This is a genomic window from Alcaligenes sp. LTN-3, assembly GCF_059735605.1.
The window spans coordinates 255,463-277,885 of the sequence record NZ_JCAPDN010000001.1 but is presented as its reverse complement, the minus strand read 5'-3'; the positions used below and the strand labels follow the sequence as shown (position 1 = coordinate 277,885).

21 protein-coding genes are annotated in these 22,423 nt (G+C 56.9%); 13 read left to right on the top strand and 8 right to left on the bottom strand.

All coding sequences use genetic code 11. From position 1 onward, the window contains the following. The 6 genes from kdsB to AC6I6N_RS01280 all read left to right on the top strand — a co-directional run bounded on the left by kdsB (position 1) and on the right by AC6I6N_RS01280 (position 5,367). Complete coding sequence (gene kdsB / locus AC6I6N_RS01305) at positions 1 to 765, top strand: 3-deoxy-manno-octulosonate cytidylyltransferase (protein WP_094196373.1); 765 nt, start codon at positions 1 to 3, stop codon at positions 763 to 765. 102 nt (positions 766 to 867) lie between these two features. Further along, a complete protein-coding gene (gene adk, locus AC6I6N_RS01300; RefSeq protein ID WP_094196372.1) occupies positions 868 to 1,524 on the top strand; it encodes an adenylate kinase in 657 nt (218 codons plus the stop codon). Between the two features lie 63 nt (positions 1,525 to 1,587). Beyond that, positions 1,588 to 2,352, top strand: coding sequence for a 3-hydroxyacyl-CoA dehydrogenase (locus AC6I6N_RS01295; protein ID WP_108727303.1), 765 nt, complete (start codon positions 1,588 to 1,590; stop codon positions 2,350 to 2,352). An 18-nt stretch (positions 2,353 to 2,370) separates the two neighbouring features. Then, positions 2,371 to 3,924 (top strand): murein biosynthesis integral membrane protein MurJ, encoded by a 1,554-nt coding sequence (gene murJ / locus AC6I6N_RS01290; RefSeq protein WP_094196370.1) that lies wholly within the window; start codon positions 2,371 to 2,373, stop codon positions 3,922 to 3,924. A 56-nt stretch (positions 3,925 to 3,980) separates the two neighbouring features. After that, on the top strand, positions 3,981 to 4,244 hold the full coding sequence (gene rpsT, locus AC6I6N_RS01285) for a 30S ribosomal protein S20 (RefSeq protein WP_094196369.1): 264 nt from the start codon (positions 3,981 to 3,983) through the stop codon (positions 4,242 to 4,244). A 157-nt stretch (positions 4,245 to 4,401) separates the two neighbouring features. Then, positions 4,402 to 5,367 carry a 2-hydroxyacid dehydrogenase gene (locus tag AC6I6N_RS01280; RefSeq protein ID WP_497942733.1) on the top strand — a complete coding sequence of 322 codons (966 nt, stop codon included), beginning with the start codon at positions 4,402 to 4,404 and terminating at the stop codon, positions 5,365 to 5,367. Positions 5,368 to 5,398: 31 nt separating this feature from the next. On the opposite strand, the gene AC6I6N_RS01275 is transcribed toward AC6I6N_RS01280, so the two are convergent. Beyond that, positions 5,399 to 5,713, bottom strand: a complete 315-nt coding sequence (locus tag AC6I6N_RS01275) for a DUF3579 domain-containing protein (RefSeq protein WP_094196367.1) — start codon at positions 5,711 to 5,713, stop codon at positions 5,399 to 5,401. Between the two features lie 252 nt (positions 5,714 to 5,965). On the opposite strand from AC6I6N_RS01275, the gene argF reads away from it, so the two are divergent. After that, entirely contained in the window at positions 5,966 to 6,907 is a 942-nt protein-coding gene (argF, locus tag AC6I6N_RS01270) for an ornithine carbamoyltransferase (RefSeq protein ID WP_094196366.1), read from the top strand. A 276-nt stretch (positions 6,908 to 7,183) separates the two neighbouring features. On the opposite strand, the gene AC6I6N_RS01265 is transcribed toward argF, so the two are convergent. The 7 genes from AC6I6N_RS01265 to AC6I6N_RS01235 form a co-directional block, all read right to left on the bottom strand. Beyond that, positions 7,184 to 7,891 (bottom strand): response regulator, encoded by a 708-nt coding sequence (locus AC6I6N_RS01265; protein ID WP_094196365.1) that lies wholly within the window; start codon positions 7,889 to 7,891, stop codon positions 7,184 to 7,186. After that, on the bottom strand, positions 7,888 to 10,557 hold the full coding sequence (locus AC6I6N_RS01260) for a DUF4118 domain-containing protein (RefSeq protein ID WP_395029327.1): 2,670 nt from the start codon (positions 10,555 to 10,557) through the stop codon (positions 7,888 to 7,890). Before AC6I6N_RS01260 ends, AC6I6N_RS01265 begins: the two co-directional genes overlap by 4 nt. 45 nt (positions 10,558 to 10,602) lie before the next feature. Then, positions 10,603 to 12,687 (bottom strand): potassium-transporting ATPase subunit KdpB, encoded by a 2,085-nt coding sequence (gene kdpB / locus AC6I6N_RS01255; protein WP_208393571.1) that lies wholly within the window; start codon positions 12,685 to 12,687, stop codon positions 10,603 to 10,605. A gap of 14 nt (positions 12,688 to 12,701) precedes the next feature. Then, positions 12,702 to 13,376 carry a potassium-transporting ATPase subunit KdpC gene (gene kdpC / locus AC6I6N_RS01250; protein WP_497942724.1) on the bottom strand — a complete coding sequence of 225 codons (675 nt, stop codon included), beginning with the start codon at positions 13,374 to 13,376 and terminating at the stop codon, positions 12,702 to 12,704. 12 nt (positions 13,377 to 13,388) lie between these two features. Then, complete coding sequence (kdpA, locus tag AC6I6N_RS01245; RefSeq protein WP_199827877.1) at positions 13,389 to 15,092, bottom strand: potassium-transporting ATPase subunit KdpA; 1,704 nt, start codon at positions 15,090 to 15,092, stop codon at positions 13,389 to 13,391. A gap of 137 nt (positions 15,093 to 15,229) precedes the next feature. After that, the gene (gene kdpF / locus AC6I6N_RS01240; protein ID WP_107685428.1) at positions 15,230 to 15,325 is read right to left on the bottom strand and encodes a K(+)-transporting ATPase subunit F; all 96 of its coding nucleotides are present in this window, start codon (positions 15,323 to 15,325) and stop codon (positions 15,230 to 15,232) included. Between the two features lie 76 nt (positions 15,326 to 15,401). Continuing rightward, complete coding sequence (locus AC6I6N_RS01235) at positions 15,402 to 16,154, bottom strand: type 1 glutamine amidotransferase (RefSeq protein WP_094196361.1); 753 nt, start codon at positions 16,152 to 16,154, stop codon at positions 15,402 to 15,404. Positions 16,155 to 16,401: 247 nt separating this feature from the next. Here AC6I6N_RS01235 and AC6I6N_RS01230 point away from each other — a divergent pair, with 247 nt between their 5' ends. From AC6I6N_RS01230 to AC6I6N_RS01205, 6 genes are all read left to right on the top strand, one after another. Then, on the top strand, positions 16,402 to 17,469 hold the full coding sequence (locus AC6I6N_RS01230) for a LacI family DNA-binding transcriptional regulator (protein WP_321266110.1): 1,068 nt from the start codon (positions 16,402 to 16,404) through the stop codon (positions 17,467 to 17,469). A gap of 152 nt (positions 17,470 to 17,621) precedes the next feature. Further along, a complete protein-coding gene (locus AC6I6N_RS01225; RefSeq protein ID WP_230018814.1) occupies positions 17,622 to 18,587 on the top strand; it encodes an ABC transporter substrate-binding protein in 966 nt (321 codons plus the stop codon). Positions 18,588 to 18,615: 28 nt separating this feature from the next. Then, positions 18,616 to 19,422 (top strand): ABC transporter permease, encoded by an 807-nt coding sequence (locus AC6I6N_RS01220; protein ID WP_094196358.1) that lies wholly within the window; start codon positions 18,616 to 18,618, stop codon positions 19,420 to 19,422. Positions 19,423 to 19,429: 7 nt separating this feature from the next. Then, complete coding sequence (locus tag AC6I6N_RS01215; protein WP_376912725.1) at positions 19,430 to 20,242, top strand: ABC transporter permease; 813 nt, start codon at positions 19,430 to 19,432, stop codon at positions 20,240 to 20,242. Then, the gene (locus tag AC6I6N_RS01210) at positions 20,232 to 21,317 is read left to right on the top strand and encodes an ABC transporter ATP-binding protein (protein WP_094196356.1); all 1,086 of its coding nucleotides are present in this window, start codon (positions 20,232 to 20,234) and stop codon (positions 21,315 to 21,317) included. The genes AC6I6N_RS01215 and AC6I6N_RS01210 overlap by 11 nt, the downstream gene beginning before the upstream one ends. Before the next feature lie 75 nt (positions 21,318 to 21,392). Further along, the gene (locus AC6I6N_RS01205) at positions 21,393 to 22,226 is read left to right on the top strand and encodes a phosphodiesterase (RefSeq protein ID WP_121738677.1); all 834 of its coding nucleotides are present in this window, start codon (positions 21,393 to 21,395) and stop codon (positions 22,224 to 22,226) included. The last annotated feature ends 197 nt before the right edge of the window (positions 22,227 to 22,423 follow it).

The window sequence follows — 22,423 nt, the reverse complement described above, 5'->3', positions numbered from 1 at the left end:
ATGACTTTTTCCGTCATCATCCCCGCACGCCTGGGTTCCACTCGTCTACCCAACAAGCCGCTGGCCGACATCGCTGGCCAACCCATGATCGTGCGCTGCGCCCAGCAAGCGGCGCTCAGTGGAGCGCGTCAGGTTTGGGTGGCGACGGACTCGACCCGCGTGCTCGAAGCCGTGCAGTCGCACGGCTTCAGGGCCTTGCTGACCGATGCCGAACATCCGACCGGCACCGACCGTCTGGCACAGGCCGCCCGTCTGCTGGAGCTGTCCGAGGACGAGATCGTGGTCAATGTGCAGGGTGACGAACCCCTGATTCAGCCCGAACACATCCATGCCGCCGCCGAACTGCTGGCTCGCAGCGAACAGGCCGATATCGCCACGCTGGCCGCGCCCATCAAGAGCGTCGAGACCCTGTTCAATCCCAATGCTGTGAAAGTGGTCTGCGACCTGCAAGGCCGCGCCCTGTACTTTTCGCGTGCGCCCATGCCCTGGGCCCGCGACGCACTGGCCCAGGGAGAGCGGGTACTGGCCGACGGACTTCCCGCATTGCACCATATTGGCCTTTATGCGTACCGAAATCGCTTCCTGCAGCAGTACGCCCAGCTACCGCGTGGGCCGCTGGAGCACTTTGAGTCTCTGGAGCAGTTGCGAGCCATGGAAAACGGCTTCCAGATTATGGTTCACCGCCTCCAGGAGATTCCTGCAGCGGGGGTAGACACCGAACAAGACCTGGAAAGAGTACGCGCTCACTTCGCAAATCGGTTATAAAAGATCTTTTTTCTGCTCCATCCGAATAAAAAATGCGCTCATTATGCTGCAACGCATCATACTGAAGCGAGAATCGGATCGACGCATTTCCTGGAGGAATTCATGCGACTTATACTGCTCGGGCCCCCTGGTGCCGGCAAAGGCACTCAGGCTGCTTTCATCACCGAGAAATTTGGTATTCCACAAATTTCCACGGGCGATATGTTGCGTGCCGCTGTCAAAGCCCAGTCCCCGTTGGGTGTAGAAGCCAAAAAAATCATGGACGCCGGTGGCCTGGTCTCCGATGACATCATCATCGGTCTGGTTCGCGACCGTCTGAAAGAAGCAGACTGTGAGCCTGGCTACCTGTTCGACGGTTTCCCGCGCACGATTCCCCAGGCCGACGCCTTGAAGGATGCTCAGGTCAAACTGGACTTCGTGATCGAAATCGACGTACCGGAAGAAAGCATTATCGAACGCATGAGCGGCCGCCGTATTCACGCTGCCAGCGGTCGCAGCTACCACGTCACATTCAACCCACCCCAAACCCCCGGTGTGGACGATGTAACTGGCGAACCCTTGCTCCAGCGCGATGATGACCGCGAGGAAACCGTCCGCCACCGCTTGTCTGTCTATCGCGAGCAGACCCGCCCTCTGGTCGATTACTACTCGCAATGGTCAGCCACCGGCGACCCGCAAGCTCCGGCCTATCGCAAGATTTCCGGCGTGGGCAGCGTCGATGAAATCCGCCAGCGCATTGTGGACGCCCTGGCAAGCTAAGCAAATCAAAATTCAGCCGGCCCCAAAAGGGCCGGTTGTTTATTATTCAAGGGAGACAAGCTCATGCAAATCAATAACAAGACTTTTATTGTCACCGGCGGCGCATCGGGTCTGGGCGCAGGCACCGTACGTATGCTGGTTCAAAACGGCGCCCGCGTGGTGATTGCCGACATTCAGGACGAGGCCGGCCAGGCTTTGGCCAAAGAGCTGGGCCAACACTATCAGCGCTGCGATGTGACTTCCGAGCACGATGCCCAGGCCGTCGTGGATCTGGCGTGCCAGGACAGCGCCCGCCCTCTGTTCGGATTGATCAACTGTGCCGGTGTGGCGCCTGCCTCGCGCACCGTGGGACGCAACGGCCCACACACGCTGGACCTATTTCAAAAAACCGTCATGATCAACCTGGTCGGCACCTTCAATATGTGTCGTCTGGCCGCCGCTGCCATGAGCAACAATACACCTGAAGCATCGGGCGAACGTGGTGTGCTGATCAATACGGCTTCGGTCGCCGCCTATGACGGCCAAATCGGCCAAGCGGCTTACGGCGCCTCCAAGGCGGGCGTGGTCGGCTTGACCCTGCCCCTGGCCCGCGACCTGGCCCAAACCGGCATTCGTGTCATGACGATTGCTCCCGGCATCTTCGGCACCCCCATGATGTTTGCCATGCCTCAGGAAGTTCAGGACTCGCTGGCAGCCAGCATTCCCTTCCCCTCGCGTCTGGGTCGCCCTGAAGATTTCTCCCAACTGGTGCAGAGCATTATCAATAACGAAATGCTCAATGGTGAAACCATCCGTCTGGATGGCGCCATTCGTATGGCACCAAAATAACTTTCTGTATCGGCTCCAATGGGTTTGTTTCGCTCGGCGGCCACGATTAGTGGCCTGACGCTGCTGTCTCGTATCACCGGACTGGCACGCGATATTTTGATTGCCCGCGCCTTTGGGGCGGGTCCGCTTACCGACGCTTTCTGGGTCGCATTTCGCATTCCCAACCTGCTGCGACGTCTGTTTGCTGAAGGGGCGTTTTCGCAAGCCTTTGTACCCATTCTGGGACAGGTGCGCAAAGAGCATGGACAAGACAAGGTGCAGCAATTGCTGGACCGTGTCGCCCTGCTGCTGACCTTTGCCGTCATGCTGGTCACGGTCATCGGCATCCTGGCCGCCCCTTGGGTGGTCAGCGCCATGGCCAGCGGCTTGACCGCCCCCGAACGACAAACCGAATTTGGCGCCGCCATCACCATGACGCGGATGATGTTCCCCTACATCATCTGCATGTCGCTGGTGGCGTTTGCGTCTGCCGTACTCAATACCTGGAGCCGCTTTGCGGTGCCGGCCTTCACCCCTATCCTGCTGAATCTGTCCATGATTGGCGCCAGCCTGTTTCTGGTGCAGTACATGGACACGCCGATTTATGCGCTGGCTGTTGGGGTGATGATAGGTGGTCTGGCCCAATTGCTGGTGCAATGGGCCGCACTGGCTCGTCTGGGCCTGTTGCCACGATTCTCGCTACGACTGGGTCAAGCGCGCCGCGACCCCATCGTGCAACGCATTCTTAAACAAATGCTGCCCGCCATTTTGGGGGTGTCCGTGGCGCAGATTTCCCTGCTCATCAATACCAATATTGCCACCTGGCTGCAGTCAGGCAGCGTAACCTGGCTATCATTTGCCGATCGCCTGATGGAGTTTCCCACCGCCCTGCTCGGTGTAGCGCTGGGCACGGTCTTGCTGCCCAAGCTATCGGCTGCCCATGCCAGTAAAGATGACCAGAACTACAGCGGTTTGCTGGACTGGGGCCTGCGTCTGGTTCTGCTGCTGGGCCTGCCAGCCGCGCTGGGCATGGCCATGCTGTCCGACGGCCTGGTCGCCACTCTGTTTCATTACGGTGCGTTTGCCGCCGCTGACGTTGCCCAGACCAAGCTGGCCGTGGGTGCGTACTCAGTGGGTCTGGTCGGCCTGCTGGCCATCAAGATTCTGGCCCCCGGTTTTTATGCCCGCCAGGATATTCGTACACCGGTGCGCATTGCCATTGCTGTTCTGATCATTACCCAGCTCTTTAACCTGGTACTGGTGCCTACCTTTGCCCATGCTGGACTGGCCTTGTCGATTGGCCTGGGCGCCACCGTCAATGCGCTGACCTTGCTGGTCATGCTGCGCAAACGCGGGATTTACCAGCCCAATCATGACTGGTTACGTTTTTTCCTGAAGATTATTCCCGCCCTGGCTGCCCTTGCTGCCGTCCTTGTGCTGGCTGACCGCTATATCGACTGGATCAGCCTGGGAGCCACGCCCTTGCTGCGTGTGCTGTATCTGGGCGGCGTGTTGCTTGCCAGCGGCATTTCTTATTTCGGCATGTTGTTTATCGTAGGCATTCGGCCCTCTTACTTTACAAAGCGGGCTTAGTGTCTTAGAATAATTGTCTTTGCCGATTAAACTTTAAAACTTAGGCTTTACTAAAAATGGCTAATACCGCACAAGCACGCAAGCGCGCCCGCCAAGCAGTGGCTCGCAACAAACACAACGCCAGCATCCGTTCCATGCTGCGTACCGCTATCAAGCGCGTTCGTCAGGCCATTGACGCCGGCGACAAAACTGCTGCTAACGAAGTTTTCCGCAAAGCGACCAGCATCATTGATCGCGTTGCCGACAAGAACATCATTCACAAGAACAAGGCTGCCCGCCACAAGAGCCGCCTGTCTGCTGCTATCAAGGCCCTGGCCTGATTGCTGAAGATTTTTAATGGTTTAATCGGCTCTGGCCTAAAAACCAGTTAGAAAGGGGGTGCTTAGCACCCCTTTTTTATTAGCCACAAAACCATTGCCTGAACATGCAGGCCAATCATGCTAAGTTATAGATTTGCTTGTTCATCAGCGAGTCCCCATGACACGTCCCATCGTGCTGCAACTGGCATCTTTGGCCCAGCACCCTTCTTTTGACGACATTGATCGTTATTTCGAGCGCATTGTCCTCCCGGACCTGAACCAGCTCTGTGCCGAACAGATCGAACGCGTACAGGTACTCCTGACCAGCGCCGTCACCCCCACCCCCGCCTCCTTGATAGACCGCCTGCCCGCTTTAAAAGCGATTTGCAGTGTGGGAGTAGGCTACGACTGCATCGACGTGCACGCCGCCCAACAGCGTGGCATCCAGGTCAGCACCACCCCCGATGTTCTGAACGACTGCGTGGCGGATATGGCCTGGGCCTTGATGCTGGATGCCGCCCGCCGGGTGACGGAGTCCGACCGCTACGTACGTGCCGGCCTGTGGGACAGCCCCAATGGTTTTGGGCTGGGCACTCGGGTCAGCGGCAAGAAACTGGGGATTGTGGGCCTGGGTCGCATCGGCCAGACCATTGCCCGCCGTGCCAGCGGCTTTGATATGGAGCTGCGCTATCACAACCGCCGTCCACGCCACGACGTCCCCTGGCACTATGAACCTTCCCTGATCGAGTTGGCCCATTGGGCCGACTTCATGGTGATTGCAGCCGTCGGTGGCGACGAGACACGCGGGCTGATCAATATAGATGTGCTGAATGCTTTGGGGCCCAAAGGGATTCTGGTCAATATCGCCCGCGGCAGTGTGGTTGATGAAAGCGCACTGATTGCCGCCCTGCAAGAAGGACGACTAGGCGCTGCCGGGCTGGATGTGTTCGAGAACGAACCCCAGGTCCCTCAGGCTTTGCGTGACCTCAAGCAGGTCGTTCTGGCACCGCACACAGCCAGTGCGACACACGAGACGCGTCAAGCCATGCTCTCGCTGGCACTGGACAATATATTGCAGTATCAAAAAACCGGCAAAGTACTGACTCTGCTTACGGTACAAAAAATAAATCGCCTACCGTTTTAACGGTGGCGACTAGTTGGATGTGCTGCCTTAATCAGGAATCGACAGGGCCCATATTGGTGGGATCAATGCCGCTGGTTTTTAAATTATTATCTTCCGCAAAGCCACAGACAAATTTCCAGGCCAAAGGCTCCAGCTCCCGCAAACGCGCATCGACCACCACACAGCGCACGCCGTCAATCAATCGCGGCACCACATAGGGCGAATACGTCAGATGCCCTCCCATCGCCCCAGCCGGACGGAACTGAGACATTACACCGGCCAAGCGTTCTGCCCAGTCACTGGGACGAAAGCGCTGATCCTGCCGGGTCACACCATGGATTACAAGTTGCTTCACTGGCTCTGTCATAACAATTGATCACTCATCGTGCAGTTCAGGTAGGCTGCACCTTTTCCTTTCTCGCTCCGCATTGTATCCGATCGCGGCCAAGCAAAGCCCGGGATTCAATAAATTAGCCACTTGACAATTTATTGCTAATCATTACCTTACCCTTTCTTTTTATCTTAAGACCAAGCTATTTCCCCTTGTCGTGCACAGGCCGGCTTTGCTCTAAATAGCTGGACAGGTTAAGATGGCTTTCTTTATCCGCAGGATTTTTTTATGGATGCCATCGTGCACGCAGGACCGCTTCGGCACTTTCTGCAATTTCGCGACTTTTCTCACGACGAAATTTTATATGTGCTGGAACGCGCACGCCTGATCAAAGACAAGTTCAAACGCTATCAGCCGCACCACACATTGCACGACCGCACCCTGGCGATGGTTTTTGAAAAAGCCAGCACCCGTACCCGTGTTTCCTTTGAAGCCGGTATGTATCAGTTGGGCGGTTCGGTCATTCACCTGACCACCACCGACTCGCAACTGGGTCGCTCCGAACCTATTGAAGATACCGCCCGCGTAGTTTCGCGCATGGTCGATATCGTCATGATCCGCACCTTCGAACAAACCCGTCTGGAGCGCTTTGCCTCCCACTCGCGTGTGCCGGTCATCAATGGCCTGACCAACGAATTTCACCCTTGCCAGATTCTGGCCGACATCTTCACCTTTATCGAACATCGTGGCGATATCAAGGGCAAGACCGTGGCCTGGATTGGGGATGCCAACAATATGGCTTACACCTGGCTGCAAGCGGCGGAAATCCTGGGCTTTACCCTGCATGTATCCGCTCCTAATGGTTACCACCTGGAGTCAGATCGTACTGGCAACCCGGACTCCAGCATCCTGCGCGAATTTGACGACCCGCTGGAAGCCTGCAAGGGCGCACACTTGGTCACCACCGATGTGTGGACCAGCATGGGTTACGAAGCCGAGAACGAAGAGCGTCGCAAAGCATTTGCCGACTGGTGTGTGGACCAGGAAATGATGGATGTGGCTGCTGCTGACGCCATCTTCATGCACTGCCTGCCCGCCCACCGTGGTGAGGAAGTCACAGGCGAAGTCATCGACGGCCCACAAAGCGTGGTCTGGGACGAAGCCGAAAACCGCTTACATGTACAAAAAGCATTGATGGAGTTCCTGATTCTGGGTCGTTTGGAAGCCTAAACGCTGCCACTCGGAGCAGATTGCTCATTGATGACAAAAGGGGATGCTACGGCATCCCTTTTTTACGCAACAACGTCGCACACCTGCATCCAGGCCATCATTGAAAAAAGCGCTTGAAGATCATTTCAATCGGGCAGGACCTAGCCTGCTTCATGTAAACGACGCGAGACGACGGCTCTGTTGAGTGCTGCGACGATACCAACTACAAGCGACTACAGCCAGACCATGACCCTGTGCTGCGCTGTGCCCCTGATGCTCAGCGCAGCGCGCCCGCCCCTATTCTTCAACCTCCAAACCCGCCAATCGGTAACCAACCTGCAATTCCGTCAACAGATACTTGGGCTGTGCCGCATCCTCTTCCAGCTTTTGACGCAACTGCATCATGTACACCCGCAAATAATGGGGCCGATCACAGTAAGCCGCACCCCATGTTTCATGCAACAAATGCTGGTGCGTCAACACCTTGCCATGACCTCGAATCAAAGCCGTCAACAAGCGAAACTCAATCGGCGTTAAATGTACCGCCTCCCCGTCGCGGAACACCTCGTGGGAGGCCAGATCCACACGGACACCACCGAAGCGAACCAGCGATGAGGCTGTCTGTGCGTTCGGGACTAATTGAGAACGCCGCAGCAAGGCCCGAATCCTGGCCAGCAACTCCGGCACCCCAAAAGGCTTGACCAGATAATCGTCCGCCCCCGCATTCAGCGCAGCCACTTTCTCCTCTTCCCGATCGCGCGCAGACAACACCAGAATGGGCGAGTAGACCCAAGCGCGCAGATCGTGAATCAAGTCCTTGCCGTCGCCATCGGGCAAACCCAAATCCACAATCATCAAATCCGGGCGACGGGTTGCCGCATCCATGCGCGCTTGCGCCAAGGTGCTGGCCTCGACCACGAACATACCTTCCTGTTCCAAGGCGATCCGTACAAAACGACGAATATTGGATTCGTCCTCCACAATCAATATCTGGGTTTTGTTCATGTCAGTAGTTCGTCACCATCCATCTGAGGAGCCGCTTTCCAAGGCAGGCTGATTTCGAAGATCACCCCATGAGGCTGACGCGGCTTGGCGCTGATCGTACCACCATGCGCGGCAATAATTGTTCGGCATAGCCCCAAACCCAAGCCTACCCCTGCTACAGAAGACTCCTTGTACCCCCGCGTAAACGTCTCAAACAAACGCTCGGGATCGCCTGGCGGCAGGCCGGGTCCATCGTCACTGATCAATAAATACATGGATTGGCCAGAACACAGGCCGCGTAGCGAGATTGTGCTGGTAGCGGGGGTATATTTAGCCGCATTATCCAACAGATTCGTCACCACTCGCTCCAGCAACACACCGTCCACCTCGACCAAGGGCAGATCCGTGGCGAACTCGGTCACAATTTTGCGGGGCTGCAAGGCGGCTGCACAGCGGGCAACGGCGATCCCCACAATCTCGCCCAAGGCATGCCACTCTTTATGCAGTTTCACTCCTTCACTTTGCATACGGGCCAAATCCAGCAAGTTAGATACCTGGCGACGCAGTTCGTCAGACTCAATACGGATGGAATGGGCAATATCCGTGCGCTCCGCCTCACTCAAGCCCTTGGGCTGCTCCAAGGTTTCAGCCAAGCCCCGGATCACGGTCAAGGGCGTACGTAAGTCGTGTGAAACAGCAGACAATAAGGTATTACGCATTTTCTCCCCCTCCATGCGCAGCACGGTATCCTGGGCAATTTCCACGTAATGAATCCGCTCCAGAGCCTGAGCCAACGTAAAGCAACAAGCATCCAGCAAGCGCCGTCCGTCAGGAGTGCTTAAAGAGGCAGCAGCCCCGGACTGCACCACCAGGACACCCCGTGGGGCCATCGGGCCTTTCAAGGGCAGGTACAAGGCACTGGCGCCGTTCAGGGTCTCCGTACCATTACCGGCAGCTTCCATGTGATCAAACACCCATTGCGCTACCGACAGCTCAACAAAGCCGGTGTGGCGGGTTGCCACCAGTTGGTTCTGTTGATCCGGCACCACCAGCACCAGTTGCATCTCAAACAAAGGCTCCAGCGTATCGCGGCAGACCGCCAGGACCTGCTCCAGGGCCAAGGCCCCCGCTAAATCCCGACTAACACGCGTTAACGCCGCCGCGCGACGTTCACCATCACGCGCAGCCCGGGCCTCGGCCTGCAGTTTGGCAGCCAACTGGCCAATAATCAGCGTCACGACCAACATGACGCCAAAGGTAAACACGTATTGGGTATCGGTGACCGAAAAGGAGTAGCGCGGCGCGACAAAGAAAAAATCAAAAAACGCCACTGAAAGCAATGACGCCCATGCCCCCGCCAGCCGTCCCAAACGCAAAGCGATAAAGACCACTGTAATCAGGAACAGCATGATGACATTGGAGAGATCAAAAAAGGACAAAAGCTGCTCGGCCAACAAGGTGGTCGCCACGCAAATAATGGAGGCGATGGACAAGGCCTTGCCCTGCGCCATGGGCTGCTCCAGCTCCAAGGGCCGGATTGGTCGCTGAACCGTATCCATGCGCAGGAGCAGCAAACCAATTTCAGGATTACTGCGGGCCAGGCGCTCGGACAGGCTGGTGCGCCAGGGCCAGGCAGAGCGCGCTGAAGAGTTCCCCAGAATCAGCTTGGTGACATTGCGCTGACGGGCATAGGCCAGAATCGTATGCGCCACATCCTGCCCGGCAATATTGGCAAACTCGGCCCCTGCATGCTGAGCACTGGCGGCCAAACGCACCAACGCCTCCTGCGCCTTGATCTGCCCGCTTTCCTGCGGCGTATCCACATGCAGCACAATCCAGGGGGTTTGCAATTGCTGCGCCAAGCGCGCCCCCTCCCGAATCAGGGCTTCCTGAGCACTATCGGCGCTGACGCAAACCATTAACAGCTCACGGGTGGGCCAGACTGTTCGTATCGCATGGGAGATTCGGTAGACATGCACATCGGCATTGACCCGATCCGCCACACGACGCAACGCCAACTCACGCAAAGCGATCAGATTGCCGCGACGAAAAAAGTTCTGGCGCGCGTGGGCGACCGAGTCGGCCAGATATACCTTGCCCGCATTCAGACGAGACAACAAATCGTCTGGAGGCAAATCCACCAGCAGGACATCCGCCGCTCGATCAAAAATACGGTCCGGCACCGTCTCCCGAACCCGTACCCCGACAATCCCGCCCACTACCTCATTGAGACTGTCCAGATGCTGCACATTCAGCGCGGTATATACATCAATACCGGCATCGAGCAGTTCCTCCACATCCTGCCAGCGTTTGGCATGACGGCTACCCTCAAGATTGGAGTGCGCCAGCTCATCGACCAGCAGCAACTGATAGCCCGACGCCAAGGCGGCATCCAGATCAAACTCCGTCACTACCCGCCCCTGACGCTGATACGCCTTGCGTGCCAGTACGGGCAAACCTTCGATCAAGGCCTGGGTTTCCTGGCGACCATGCGTTTCTACAATCCCGATGGCCACGGACACCCCTTCGGACTGGCGTTGATGCGCCTCCTTGAGCATGGCGTAGGTTTTCCCTACGCCCGCACAAGCGCCAAAGAAAATCTTAAGCTGCCCACGGCGAGGCTGATGCGGATCCTCGCCAATGACCTGCAACAGCGTATCCGGGTCCGGCCTATCCTCAGGTGACATGAATCTGTGCACTCCATCCAGAAAATAGCTATTGATCTTACGCTCTTATCCGAAAAACGGCGTCAGCAGCATATCAATCAGTTTGATACCTATAAAAGGCGCAATCAGCCCGCCCAAACCGTAGATCAGCAAGTTACGCCGCAGCAGTCTGCTTGCGGGCTCCGCCCGATATTTCACGCCGCGCAAGGCCAAAGGAATCAAGGCGATGATGATCAGAGCATTGAAAATGACCGCAGACAGAATCGCTGTGGCTGGGCTGTGCAGTTGCATCACATTCAAGGCGCCCAGAGCCGGATAGGTGACCACAAAAGCCGCAGGAATAATCGCAAAGTACTTGGCCAGGTCATTGGCAATACTGAAGGTGGTCAGAGCACCACGCGTCATGATCATCTGCTTGCCTACTTCCACCACACGCAAGAGCTTGGTGGGGTTGCTATCCAGATCCACCATATTGCCGGCCTCTTTGGCCGCCTGGGTACCGCTATTCATGGCCACGGCCACATCTGCCTGCGCCAGAGCAGGCGCATCATTCGTCCCGTCGCCAGTCATGGCCACCAGGCGACCTTCATCCTGATAGCGTCGAATCAATTGCAGCTTGTCCTCGGGCGTGGCTTCGGCCAGATAATCATCCACCCCGGCCTCAGCCGCGATTGCTGCGGCGGTCAGCTTGTTATCCCCCGTAATCATGACGGTCTTGATGCCCATGGCGCGCAGCTCGGCAAAACGCTCCTTGATACCGCCTTTGACAATGTCCTTGAGCTCCACCACACCCAGCGCCTTATTGCCCTCGGCAACGACCAGCGGTGTGCTGCCGCGCCGTGCCACCTCATTGACCAAGGTATCCAGTTCACGAGGGAACACCCCGCCCTGGGACTCAATGTGCGCGCGCATGGTATTGGCCGCCCCTTTACGGATCTGGCGACCCTCAATATCAATCCCGCTCATGCGGGTATGGGCACTGAAGGCAATGGTCTGCGCGCCCTGCAATTGACGGCCACGTAAATTGAAAAGCTGCTTGGCCAGCACCACAATAGAGCGCCCTTCGGGAGTCTCGTCGGCCAACGAGGCCAATTGAGCCGCATCCGCCAAGGCGTGCTCCGATACCTGCGGCGCGGGCAGAAATGCCGAAGCTTCTCGATTGCCCAGTGTGATGGTGCCTGTCTTGTCCAGCAACAAGACATCCACATCCCCGGCCGCCTCGATCGCACGGCCCGAGCTGGCCAGTACATTGGCCTTCATCATGCGGCTCATTCCGGCCACGCCCACTGCCGACAACAAGGCGCCAATCGTGGTCGGAATCAGGCACACCAGCAAGGCGATCAGGGCCGTAATCGTGACGGGCGAACCTTGGCCGGTCAGCGCGGTGGCAAAACTGGAGAAAGGCAACAAGGTGACGCACACCAAGAGAAAGATCAGCGTCAAGGCGACCAGCAAGATATTCAAGGCAATCTCGTTTGGCGTCTTGCCACGTTTGGCCCCTTCCACCATTGCAATCATGCGATCCAGAAAGGCTTCGCCGGGTTTGGCGGTGACCTGCATCACAATCCAGTCCGACAGAACACGCGTCCCGCCCGTGACCGAGCAAAAGTCGCCCCCCGACTCCCGGATAACCGGCGCTGACTCCCCAGTAATAGCGGACTCGTCTACCGAGGCTGCCCCCTGCAGCACTTCACCATCGGCCGGAATAATCTGGCCAGCCTCGACCAGCACATAGGCACCGGGCACCAGCTCATCGCTGGGGACAGGCCAGGAACGACTATCTCGCCTGGGCTCTTTCAACACTTTGGCCATAACCCGCTTGCGCGTAGATCGCAGCGCATCAGCCTGCGCCTTGCCACGCCCTTCTGCCACCGCTTCGGCCGCATTGGCAAACAAAACCGTAAACCACAACCAGGCAGCAATGGACCAGATAAAACCAGCGGGGGCCTCGCCCTGCCCCATCAAAGCCTGCACACCCAGCAGGCTGGTCAGGATGCTACCCAGATACACCACACACATTACCGGGTTCTTGAACTGCACCCGAGGGGACAGTTTCTTGAAGGCTTCCTTGCACACGGTGCCCCAGGGCACAGCCTGAAACACCGTTGTGTGCTCCGCCTCTTGCGAGGCTTTTAAATCAGTAATAGACATATTGACACCTGCTCCTAACGCACGACGGGCTGGACGCTCTTGGCCATATCCAGCGCAAGATTTAGCTCCAGGACCTGCACACGTGGTTCACCCAGTACACCCAATTGACGAGCATGGGTATAGCGATCAATCAAGGCCAGCACCTGTTCCAGCGACATGCCGCGCACCCTGGCAATACGCGCAGCCTGCAAACGGGCATTAGCCACCGAGATATGCGGATCCAGACCCGATGCCGACGCTGTCACGGCATCGACAGGTACGGGGGCATCCTCTGCCAAACCATTCATCAGACGATAAGCCTTGCTTCGCTCTGCCACGGCATTGAGCAAATTCTTGCTTAATGCCCCTTGATTGCTGCCCCCGCTAGCGGCGGCGTTATAGGGCTGCGAGATACTATTGGATGGATCTGAAGTGTCCACACCCAGGGTCACACTGGGGCGGCCATGAAAATACTCTGGCTGACTGAAATATTGGCCAATCTGGCGTGAACCCACGACTTGGCCATCACGCTCAATCAAGCTGCCATTTGCCTGCTCCGGGAACAAAGCCGTCCCGATGACAGTCGTTGCCAAGGGATAGGCAATCCCGGTCAGAAGCATAAAAAACACAGCCGACAGCAACACGGGACGCAGCAGGCTTTTCACCGTCGGTGCCACTGGGGTTGAAACCATAAATTGATGGGTAGACATGACAGTCAATCCTCAAAAAGTAATGCCATCGAGCATCAACAGGTGCTCCACAATCGGGCCCAGCGCCAGAGCAGGCAGAAAAGTAAGACCGCCCACCACCAGGACCACGAAAATCAACAGGCCAGTAAACAAAGGGGTGGCCGTCGACAAGGTTCCTGGACCAGCAGGAACGGCTTTTTTGGCCGCCAGCACACCGGCCAGAGCCAGCAACGGCAATAAAGTCAGATAACGCCCGACCAGCATGGCCAGCCCGATCGTGGTGTTGAAGAAAGGCGTGTTCGCGTTGAAACCGGCAAAGGCCGAACCGTTATTGGCCGTACCCGAGGTGTAGGCGTACAGAACTTCACTGAAACCATGCGGCCCCATGTTCGAGAGGCTGTCCATGGTGGACGGCAGTACGCTGGCCAAGGCCGTAAACCCCAGAATGCTGAAGGCGTGCGCCAGCATGGCCAGCATCACGTACTTCATCTCCCGGGCCTCGATCTTCTTGCCCAAAAACTCCGGGCTGCGTCCTATCATCATGCCCACCAGAAACACGGTCAGAATGGCGTAACTGACCAGGCTGATAAAGCCCACCCCGATCCCGCCAAACACATTGTTCAGCATCATTTGAGCAATCGGCACCAAGCCGCCCAAAGGGGTCAGCGACGCATGCATGGCATCGACCGAGCCAGTGGTAGCTGCGGTGGTCACCGTCGCAAACAGACTGCTTTGCGCCACACCGAAACGCAGTTCTTTACCCTCCAGATTGCCCCCACCCAGCGTACTGCTTTGGGTCTGATCGACTCCCAAAGGCGTCAACAAAGGATTGCCTGCTTGCTCGGCGCTGTAGATCAGGGACAGAAAACCGATGAACATCCCCAGAAAGGCCGCAAAAAAGGCCCAGCCCTGCCGGCGACGAGCCAGCATGGAGCCAAAGGCATAGGTCAGGGCCGAGGGCACCAGCAACATGCTAAGCATATGCACGGTATTGGTCAGCGGCGTGGGGTTCTCAAAAGGATGCGCCGCGTTCATGCCAAAGAAGCCGCCCCCATTGGTTCCCACATGCTTGATGCTTTCAAGACTGGCCACGGGTCCCAAAACAATCTGCTGCTTGAGTCCTTCCAGCGTGTTGACCACGACCTCAGAACTCAGTGTTTGCGGCATACCTTGCCAGATATAAAACAAGGCCAGCAAGAAGCTGCACGGCAAGAGCAGGCGATACAAAGAACGGGTAAAGTCCACCCAGTAATTACCAATATCAGCCGAGCTTTTACGGCTTAAGCCACGGATGAAACCACCTGCCGCCGCCAGACCCGTGGTGGCACTGATCATCATCAAAAAGGTGATGGCCGCCATTTGGGAAAAATTGGACAGACTGGATTCGCCCGAATACGCCTGCCAATTGGTATTGGTCGTAAAGGACACGGCCGTGTTAAAGGCCAAGTCTGGCGTTTGTGCGGCACGCTGCAGGCTGTCTCCGGGAATCCAGCCCTGCACCCGCAAAAGAACATATCCCAGAAGCAACATGGCGGCGTTGCTCAATAAAAGCGCCAGGCCATATCGCTTCCAGGACATTTTCTCTTCAGGATTCACACCCAGCAGCCGATACGTACCGCGCTCCATCAAACTGTGATTCGGGCTGCTGAAAAAATGGGCAATCCATTTACCCACCACCACTAACAAGACCGTTGAGACGGCCAAAATAACTAGAAACTGCATCAGATCGTCCAGCATGACAGCACCTCTTACAGTTTCTCAAGACCAAGAATAAATCCGGTCGCCATCGCAAAGAACGCGAACAGCACCGCTAGAAATAGAAAATCACTCATATGCACACCTGTTCCAAACAATGAACACTTGTCGGCCTGAAGTTAAAATTTTTCGGCCTTTATCAAGGCATAGAACAAATAAATAAACAGTCCCATAGAAATCCCTCCTGCCAGAACCGTAAAAAAAGACGCACTCATTCCACACTCCCTCTCAATGCTGGCTTGCAGCAGACAGAGAAAGTCTAGAATTGGCGGCATAAATTCAGAGCAGTGTTTACTGGCCTGCGTATAAAGACGGCATATGGATTTGGGTGCGGGCAAACCCGGAGCGCTCCAGCAACTGATCTGTCCAGCGCTGGTAAGTCTGTCTGGCAAGAAGATGCAAGGTGCTCACATGCTGATCCAGCCCAAGCAAGATATGGTCAGCATCCTGAGCGGCAGGACCGTATACCTGCGCCAGCTCGTGGCGACCGTGGTCGCACCACTGCCGAATGCTATCGGCAGTCACTTCCAGATGACCTTGAAAAGCCCAATGCGGGCCCAAGCCAAAGCCCTTGTTCAGACAATGAGGGCCATACAACGTCCGGCTGGCACCCGAAGGAATCTGAAAAGTGTCGTAATGCCAGTTAAACAGCACAGCACGTCTGGGCAGGCCCATCACACGCTGGGCATAAGGGCTGCTCCAGACCTGGCCCCAGCCTATATTCGGATACGGGCTGCGCTGCACCTTGGCGCCCAGAGAACGGGCCAGAAGCTGCGCCCCAAAGCAATGGCCCAGCACAGGAACATGGCGCTGGACTGCATCCTGCAAAAGCGCCTGTTCACACACTATCCAGGGCAGATCCTCGTTAACACTATGGTCGCTGCCCAAGACGACAATCCCGCTGTAATCACGTGCCAAGACCGGTGCTCTCCCCTCCAGCGGTGACATCAGTAGTTGATAGCAAAGGCCGTTTTTCTCCAGATGATCCAGTAATACACCTGGCCCTTGTGTAGCCTCGTGCTGCAAAACAAGAATGGGTTTCATGACGTGAAAGCCTGACCGCGCAGGCCTGTTGTTCAGGAGAGCCCACTGTAGAATCCGCCGCATCAAGACCAGGATCTGTTTCAGATCCCGCTCGTATAAGTGGCATCAATTTTGGTGAGGAACGATGCTTCCGGCCACGAAACCCGATAAGGTTCTTGGCGCCCGGCAGGAAAAAAACCGATTCGTCATTTGCCTGACATATGCCTTTGCTCAAATGTAATCGTTTTCATTTTGACGGCTGAATGTCATGGCCAATGTTGGAATCCTGGATGTTGCCAAGGCAGCGCAGGTATCGGTTGCCACGGTATCGCGTGCGCTCAACGAACCAGAGAAAGTGGGTAAAAAAACCCTACTGCGTGTGCAAACTGCCATCCAGGCCCTGGGTTATCAACCCAATGCTTCGGCCCGCAGCCTGCGTAGCCAACGCAGCCGTGTGATTGGCGTGGTCTTGCCTACTTTGCTGAACCCCGTCTTTGCCGAGTGCCTGAAAGGGATAGCCGATACCGCCGCCCATGCCGGCTACGCCATCTTGCCCTTCTTTACGGAATACCACGTCGAACGTGAATCCCAGGCCGTAGCTCTGCTGTTGGCCAGCAATGTCGAAGGCATTGTGCTGGTGGTCTCCAATCCGGCCACGTCCCCGGCATTGGAACGCTTGAGCACCACACCCTGCCCCTATGTACTGGCCTACAACCAGCATCCCGAACACCCTTGCGTCAGCGTCAATGGTGAGCAAGCCATGGTTGAGCTGATTGGTCACCTTGCCACCCAAGGGCATCGCCGCATTGCCATGGTGAGCGGACATTTGCATGTCTCGGACCGGGCCCAACAACGCAGTTGCGGTTACCTCAAAGGAATGGAAAGCGCGGGCTTGGCCCCCATGCCGCTACTGGAAGTACCTTTTATGGATCACCCTCCTGAGGACCCGACAGCCCCTGCCTCCACAGAAGGCGGCATTCATTTGGCCAGCGTCGCCCGACTGCTGCGTCAGGCTGATCGGCCTACGGCCGTCATTGGCTCCAATGACCTGATTGCCATTCGTTGTCTGCGCACCGCCCAGCAGATCGGTTTACGCGTACCCCAGGACATCAGCATCATCGGCTTTGACGGCATTGGCCTGGGGGCTGAGCTGTTCCCTCGCCCGGCCACCATTGCTCAACCCAATGAGGAAATTGGCCGCCAGTGCATTGGCCTGCTGCTGGGTTCTATCGCCCGGCAGCAAGCTGTCCCGGCTCAAGAGTCGATATTGCTGCCCTACACCTTTGATCCGGGTGAGTCCTGCGCCCCCTCTCCGTTCCAACTACAGGCGCCCTGACAATGCTGTGCCTTCCTTTCCGGGAAACTTTCCCGCAACACCCCTGCTTGCAAGCCATGCCGGCTTTATCTAGACCCACCTACTAACTGGAGTGACCAACCATGAAACACATCCTGAGCACACTGGCCTGCCGCCTCGCATTGCCATTGGCCATGCTGACATTGGGCAATGCGGCCGCCGCACAGACGGCGATTTGCTACAACTGCCCACCCGAATGGGCTGATTGGGCCAGCCAGATCGAGGCCATCAAACAGCACACCGGCATTACCGTGCCTCCAGACAACAAGAACTCCGGTCAGTCGCTGGCCCAACTGGTTGCCGAATCGGCCAACCCGGTGGCCGATGTGACCTATCTGGGTATTACCTTCGCCATTCAGGCCCAGAAAGAAGGCGTGACGCAGGCCTACAAACCCAAGGGCTGGGAGCAGATTCCGGAAGGCTTAAAGGATCCGCAAGGCCACTGGTTTGCCATTCACTCCGGCACCATGGGCATCATGGTCAACAAATCAGCCTTGGGCGATGTACCGGTCCCTGCCTCCTGGAACGACTTGCTCAAACCGGAATACAAAGGTCTGGTCGGTTACCTGGATCCTTCGTCCGCCTTCGTGGGTTATGTGGGCGCCGTGGCCATCAATGAAGCCCTGGGCGGCACGATGGATAACTTTGATCCGGCCATCAACTGGTTCAAGGCCCTGCAGCAAAACAACCCCATTGTCCCTAAGCAAACCGCCTATGCGCGCCTGATTTCCGGCGAGATCCCTATCTTGCTGGACTATGACTTCAGCGCCTATCGCGCCCAATACAAGGACGGAGAAGATGTGGCCTTCGTGATTCCGCAAGAAGGCACGATTGTGGTTCCTTACGTGATGTCGCTGGTCAACAAGGCACCGCACACCGAAGAGGGACGTAAAGTGCTGGATTTTGTGCTTTCCGAGCAAGGTCAATCCATCTGGGCCAATGCCTTCCTGCGTCCGGTTCGCAGCAGCGCCATCAGCGAACAGGCACAGTCGCGCTTTTTGCCTGACAGCGAATACGCCCGTGCCAAAGCAATTGACTATGACCGCATGGCACAAGGCCAGAAACCCTTTGCCGAACGTTACCTGGCCGAGGTCCGCTAAGCGGCCCTCTGAGATGTGGAGTTAGCGTATGCAACGCAAATACCTGTTACCCCTGTGCTCGGCCCCCGCTGTCGCTTTCTTTGCCGCCTTCTGGCTCTTGCCTGCAGCACAGCTCCTGGCACTACCCGCACAAGAAGGCATGCACACCTATTGGGTCGTTCTGACATCAGGACGTTACTTGCAGGCCCTGCTGCAAACGCTGCTCCTGTCTGCCATCGTGACGCTGGCGACCCTGATATTGGGCGCCATGGTAGGAATTGTGATGGCTCGCTATCGCGTCCCTGCCAAGCGTCTGCTGCTCTCCTTGATGACCCTGCCCCTGTCTTTCCCTGGGGTGATTGTCGGTTTTTTCATTATTTTGCTGGGTGGCCGGCAGGGGCTGCTGGCCCAAATTACACAGGGTCTGGGATTGGGACGCGTGACCTTTGCCTATGGCCTGTTAGGTCTGTTTCTGGCCTACCTGTACTTTTCACTGCCCCGCGCCATTGCCACCTACACTGCGGCGGCAGAATCCATCGACCGCAATCTGGAAGAAGCGGCACGCTCTTGCGGTGCCTCGCGTTGGGCCGTCGCCAGAGACGTCTGGATACCGGAACTCGCACCTACCTCCTTGTCCTGTGGCGCCATTGTGTTTGCCACCTCCATGGGCGCCTTCGGCACGGCCTTCACCCTGTCCAGCCGCTACGAAGTACTGCCCATCACCATCTATAACGAATTTACCAATTATGCGAATTTCACCCTGGCCGCCAGCCTATCCATTTCATTGGGGCTGCTGACATGGTTTACCTTGTGGATGGCTCGGCGTCTCGTGCGCGACCCCTCCGTCATCGCGTGAGGGTTCCATGAAGACGATCTCTTCTGGCAGCATGCATCGCCCTGCTCCTTTGCTTTTGGCGGTCACTGGCCTCACTGTTTTGTTTCTGCTGGGTCCCATCCTGATTTCGGTGATGGCGGGCCTGGTCAACAACTATCGACTGGGCCTGAAAAGCGGCCTGACCCTGAAATGGCTGGAACAGGTCTGGGTGAACTATGGCGGTACGGTCTGGCTATCACTGCAACTGGCTTTACTCTGCGTACTGGCTGTCATTGTGCTTGGTGTGCCCTGTGCCTACGCATTGGCTCGCAGCCGCTCGCGCCTGGCCCGAGCCTTTGAGGAACTGCTGACCTTGCCAGTCGCCGTTCCCGGGCTGGCCTCGGCGTTAGCCCTGCTGCTGGCCTACGGCTCCTTACAAGGTTTTCGGCAAAGCTTCTGGTTCATTTTGGTGGGCCACATTGTGTTCACCCTGCCCTTTATGGTGCGCACCACCAGTGCAGCCCTGCAAAAACGTAGCCTGACTGATCTGGAAGAAGCCGCCCGATCCCTGGGTGCCAGCTTTAGCCAGATCTTTTTCGGCATCTTGCTGCCCGCCATCCTGCCCGCGATTGTGGCGGGCAGCTTGATGGTGTTCACCTTGTCCCTGGGCGAGTTCAACCTGACCTGGATGCTGCATACGCCACTGACCCGCACCCTGCCCGTGGGGCTGGCTGACAGCTACGCGTCGATGCGTATCGAAGTGGGCTCGGCCTATACACTGATTTTCATGCTCGTCATCTTGCCCGTGCTCTGGGGGCTGCAAACACTGGCGCGCTTGCTGGAGAAACACGATGGAAAATAAACACGTCCCGGTACGTATCGAACAATGCGCCAAAACCTATGCGGATGGCACGCGGGGTTTGCATCCCAGCACACTGGACATCGACCCCGGTGAAGTCATGGCCTTGCTCGGGCCTTCGGGCTGTGGAAAAACCACCTTGCTACGATTGATCGCCGGTCTGGAAATGCCAGACGCCGGCAGCCGCATTCTGTTCGATGGGCAAGATGTCACCCATCTGCCTATTGAAAAGCGCGAGGTAGGCATGGTGTTTCAACACTACGCTTTGTTCCCCTCTATGACGGTAGAAGCCAATATCGCTTATGGCCCTAAAATCAAGGGCATGGCACCAACCCTGCGCCAAGAACGAGTCGGCGAGCTGGTCGATCTCATGCGTCTGAATGGCCTGGAAAAACGTCTGCCCTCTGCGCTGTCCGGGGGCCAACGACAGCGGGTCGCCATTGCGCGAGCCATTGCGAATCAGCCCCGCGTCCTGCTATTGGACGAACCCTTGGCCGCCCTGGATGCCAAGTTGAAAATCTCCTTACGCGATGAACTGGCCGAACTACTGCGGCGTTTACGCATCACGGCCATTCATGTCACCCACGATCAGCAGGAAGCCTTTGCGATTGCCGATCGGCTGGCCGTCATGCACGAGGGCCGTATTGTTCAAACCGGTGACGGTGAAAGCCTGTACCGCAACCCGGCCCACCCTTTTGTGGCGACCTTTTTGGGGCGTGTGAATGTACTGCAACGTACAGCGCAAAACCTGCTGAACAAGGATATTCAGCTAGCCGATCTATGCCTGCCCTGCCCCGAGACCTTGCTCGGCACCGATCAGTTGCTGGTCCGGCCAGAAGATATTGACGTTTCCATGAACAGACCAATAGGCTGGGCACAGGCACAGGTGCGTCAACGCAGTTTTATGGGAGGAAGGGTGCAACTGACACTAGGCGTCGAAGGCCAGGCAGACATGATTGCCGAAGTTGATCGGGATCACACAGCGATGGTCGGCAGTATCGTGGGCATTCGGATCAATCCCATAAAACTGATGCCAGGCACCGTGACACACTCCCAGGATGTCCCTAATCAACCCTGATCCTGAACACGCCACTTACCTTCCCCACCGAACCGTTGACACAGAAAGCGCCCACCTAAGGGAGCTCGGAAAAAGATGCTGAAAACACTACTGATTCAAATGACAGACCCGCATATCCGGGAAGAAGGCAGGCTGGCCTATGGGCGCCTGAATACCGCACCCTATCTGAAACAGGCCATAGAGCACGCTCTGACCCTGCCCCAAAAGCCAGATGCGATCGTGCTGACGGGCGATCTGACTGATTTTGGCAGACCGCAGGAATATGCCCACTTGCGCCGCTTGCTTGCCCCTCTAGGAACGATTCCTGTGTACCTGCTGCCCGGAAACCATGACGATCGACAGCAATTACGCGCAAGCTTTCCCGAGCATACTTACTTGGGCAAGACCGGCCCCGTTTGCTACGGCGTGGATATGGGTGAGTTAAGACTGTTGGCCCTGGACAGTGCCGTCGCGGGTGCCAGTGCGGGAAGTCTGGATCAGGAGCAACTGGACTGGCTGGCAGCCGAACTGAGCGCACAGCCCAAGCGCCCCACCGTCATTGCCTTGCATCACCCTCCTTTCAACACCCTGATCGGCCATATGGACAAGATTGGCCTACTGAACGGGGCAGAACAACTGGAGGCGATTGTGCGTCAGCATAGCAATGTGGAACGTGTAATCAGCGGACATTTGCATCGCAATATACAGATCCGCTTTGGCGGAACCATTGCCAGCACCGCCCCCTCTGTTGCCCACCAGGTCTGCCTGGACCTAGCTGAGGATGCCACCTCGGCCTGGACGCTGGAACCACCGGGCTACGCCGTTCATGCACTGAGTAATCACGGCCAGATCGTCACCCATACCGCCACAGTGGGTCAGTTCGATGGCCCGTTCGCCTTTCATGAGCCAAGCGGAAAACTGATCGACTGATTCGATGCCCGACGCACGCTAAGCGCAGCTTGCGTCTTGCTGGTCTCATCAAACCAAATTGACGATAGGCTCGTACCGCTCTGCGTACTCAAGCAAGTAGCGACAACTGCAGCCATTAAACAGAACGGCTCAGGAACGCTGGGCCAACTCCATAAAAAACACCCCAATGCCTGTTGAATCGGGCATTGGGGTGTTTT

Bases quoted from the DNA above. Each gene is read 5' to 3' on its own strand.
- AC6I6N_RS01205 (WP_121738677.1), top strand. From the start codon at position 21,393: ATGCTGAAAACACTACTGATTCAAATGACAGACCCGCATATCCGGGAA.
- AC6I6N_RS01215 (WP_376912725.1), top strand. From the start codon at position 19,430: ATGAAGACGATCTCTTCTGGCAGCATGCATCGCCCTGCTCCTTTGCTT.
- argF (WP_094196366.1), top strand. From the start codon at position 5,966: ATGGATGCCATCGTGCACGCAGGACCGCTTCGGCACTTTCTGCAATTT.
- kdpC (WP_497942724.1), bottom strand. From the start codon at position 13,376: ATGTCTACCCATCAATTTATGGTTTCAACCCCAGTGGCACCGACGGTG.
- rpsT (WP_094196369.1), top strand. From the start codon at position 3,981: ATGGCTAATACCGCACAAGCACGCAAGCGCGCCCGCCAAGCAGTGGCT.
- AC6I6N_RS01260 (WP_395029327.1), bottom strand. From the start codon at position 10,557: ATGTCACCTGAGGATAGGCCGGACCCGGATACGCTGTTGCAGGTCATT.
- AC6I6N_RS01280 (WP_497942733.1), top strand. From the start codon at position 4,402: ATGACACGTCCCATCGTGCTGCAACTGGCATCTTTGGCCCAGCACCCT.
- kdpF (WP_107685428.1), bottom strand. From the start codon at position 15,325: ATGAGTGCGTCTTTTTTTACGGTTCTGGCAGGAGGGATTTCTATGGGA.
- kdsB (WP_094196373.1), top strand. From the start codon at position 1: ATGACTTTTTCCGTCATCATCCCCGCACGCCTGGGTTCCACTCGTCTA.
- kdpA (WP_199827877.1), bottom strand. From the start codon at position 15,092: ATGCTGGACGATCTGATGCAGTTTCTAGTTATTTTGGCCGTCTCAACG.
- AC6I6N_RS01275 (WP_094196367.1), bottom strand. From the start codon at position 5,713: ATGACAGAGCCAGTGAAGCAACTTGTAATCCATGGTGTGACCCGGCAG.
- AC6I6N_RS01265 (WP_094196365.1), bottom strand. From the start codon at position 7,891: ATGAACAAAACCCAGATATTGATTGTGGAGGACGAATCCAATATTCGT.
- adk (WP_094196372.1), top strand. From the start codon at position 868: ATGCGACTTATACTGCTCGGGCCCCCTGGTGCCGGCAAAGGCACTCAG.
- AC6I6N_RS01230 (WP_321266110.1), top strand. From the start codon at position 16,402: ATGGCCAATGTTGGAATCCTGGATGTTGCCAAGGCAGCGCAGGTATCG.
- kdpB (WP_208393571.1), bottom strand. From the start codon at position 12,687: ATGTCTATTACTGATTTAAAAGCCTCGCAAGAGGCGGAGCACACAACG.
- AC6I6N_RS01210 (WP_094196356.1), top strand. From the start codon at position 20,232: ATGGAAAATAAACACGTCCCGGTACGTATCGAACAATGCGCCAAAACC.
- AC6I6N_RS01295 (WP_108727303.1), top strand. From the start codon at position 1,588: ATGCAAATCAATAACAAGACTTTTATTGTCACCGGCGGCGCATCGGGT.
- murJ (WP_094196370.1), top strand. From the start codon at position 2,371: ATGGGTTTGTTTCGCTCGGCGGCCACGATTAGTGGCCTGACGCTGCTG.
- AC6I6N_RS01220 (WP_094196358.1), top strand. From the start codon at position 18,616: ATGCAACGCAAATACCTGTTACCCCTGTGCTCGGCCCCCGCTGTCGCT.
- AC6I6N_RS01225 (WP_230018814.1), top strand. From the start codon at position 17,622: ATGCTGACATTGGGCAATGCGGCCGCCGCACAGACGGCGATTTGCTAC.
- AC6I6N_RS01235 (WP_094196361.1), bottom strand. From the start codon at position 16,154: ATGAAACCCATTCTTGTTTTGCAGCACGAGGCTACACAAGGGCCAGGT.